The sequence below is a fragment of the Tsukamurella sp. DT100 genome (genome assembly GCF_049844855.1).
In the GTDB taxonomy this organism is placed as follows: domain Bacteria; phylum Actinomycetota; class Actinomycetes; order Mycobacteriales; family Mycobacteriaceae; genus Tsukamurella.
Map to the genome: position 1 here is coordinate 1 of NZ_JBNCLV010000024.1, position 2,086 is coordinate 2,086.

Sequence of the window (2,086 nt, forward strand, 5' to 3'; positions counted from 1 at the left end):
TCCTGTATCTAATTTTAGTCCGGCGGTGTCCTACTCTCCCACACCCTCGCGAGTGCAGTACCATCGGCGCTGGAGGGCTTAGCTTCCGGGTTCGGAATGGAGCCGGGCGTTTCCCCTCCGCTATGGCCGCCGTAACACTGCGAAACAACACATGTGTGCTGTCTCAGACATTGCATAGTGGACGCGAAGCAGCCTCAGCTGGTTTCTGTTATTGTTACACGCTTTCACCTGTGAGCTTGTGCTCGTTTTGGCGAATGTTATGTGTGTGGTAAGTCCTCGACCGATTAGTACCAGTCACCTGCACGCATTACTGCGCTTCCAGTTCTGGCCTATCAACCCCATAGTCTGTAGGGGGTCTTACCCACTCAAGGTGGTGAGAAACCTAATCTTGGAACAGGCTTCCCGCTTAGATGCTTTCAGCGGTTATCCCTTCCGAACGTAGCCAACCAGCCGTGCTCCTGGTGGAACAACTGGCACACCAGAGGTTCGTCCGTCCCGGTCCTCTCGTACTAGGGACAGCCTTCCTCAAGTTTCTAACGCGCGCGGCGGATAGAGACCGAACTGTCTCACGACGTTCTAAACCCAGCTCGCGTGCCGCTTTAATGGGCGAACAGCCCAACCCTTGGGACCTACTCCAGCCCCAGGATGCGACGAGCCGACATCGAGGTGCCAAACCATCCCGTCGATATGGACTCTTGGGGAAGATCAGCCTGTTATCCCCGGGGTACCTTTTATCCGTTGAGCGACACCGCTTCCACTTGCCGGTGCCGGATCACTAGTCCCGACTTTCGTCCCTGCTCGACCTGTCAGTCTCACAGTCAAGCTCCCTTGTGCACTTGCACTCAACACCTGATTGCCAACCAGGCTGAGGGAACCTTTGGGCGCCTCCGTTACATTTTGGGAGGCAACCGCCCCAGTTAAACTACCCACCAGGCACTGTCCCTGAACCAGATCATGGTCCGAGGTTGAGGTATCCAATACGATCAGAGTGGTATTTCAACAACGACTCCACGAACACTGGCGTGCCCGCTTCACAGTCTCCCACCTATCCTACACAAACCGAACCGAACACCAATACCAAGCTATAGTGAAGGTCCCGGGGTCTTTTCGTCCTGCCGCGCGTAACGAGCATCTTTACTCGTACTGCAATTTCGCCGAGTCTGTGGTTGAGACAGCAGAGAAGTCGTTACGCCATTCGTGCAGGTCGGAACTTACCCGACAAGGAATTTCGCTACCTTAGGATGGTTATAGTTACCACCGCCGTTTACTGGGGCTTAAATTCTCAGCTTCGCCTTACGGCTAACCGGTCCTCTTAACCTTCCAGCACCGGGCAGGCGTCAGTCCATATACATCGTCTTACGACTTCGCATGGACCTGTGTTTTTAGTAAACAGTCGCTTCTCTCTGGTCTCTGCGACCCCACACAGCTCACGGAGTAAATCCGGTCACCATGCGAGGTCCCCCTTCTCCCGAAGTTACGGGGGCATTTTGCCGAGTTCCTTAACCACAGTTCTCTCGATCTCCTTGGTATTCTCTACCTGACCACCTGTGTTGGTTTGGGGTACGGGCCACATCAGATCTCGCTAGAGGCTTTTCTCGGCAGCATAGGATCATGGAATTCACCGCAACGGCTACGCATCACCTCTCAGGCTTGTATGAGATCCGGATTTGCCTAGATCTCGCCCTACAGGCTTACACCAGTACAACCACTGACTGGCCCCACTACCTTCCTGCGTCACCCCATCGCTTGACTACTACCAGCCGAGGTCCCGTGCATCCACCAGCTCGTCACCCGAAGGTGATCTCGCGGCTTCAGGACGGTTAGTACAACTGATTCATCAGGGGCGATCTGACACGGGTACGGGAATATCAACCCGTTGTCCATCGACTACGCCTGTCGGCCTCGCCTTAGGTCCCGACTCACCCTGGGAGGATTAACCTAGCCCAGGAACCCTTGGTCATCCGGAGGACACGTTTCTCACGTGTCATTCGCTACTCATGCCTGCATTCTCACTCGCACAGCCTCCACAACTAGGTCACCCTGCTGCTTCTACGGCTGCACGACGCTCCCCTACCCACCCACACAA

At 55.2% G+C, this 2,086-nt stretch carries 2 rRNA genes (1 of these 2 cut by a window edge); both read right to left on the reverse strand.

What is annotated here, in order from left to right:
• Positions 1-17: 17 nt before the first annotated feature.
• A 5S ribosomal RNA gene (rrf, locus tag ACLQ3K_RS26360) occupies positions 18-134 on the reverse strand.
• 130 nt (positions 135-264) lie between these two features.
• Positions 265-2,086, reverse strand: a 23S ribosomal RNA gene (locus ACLQ3K_RS26365); it runs 1,362 nt beyond the window's last position.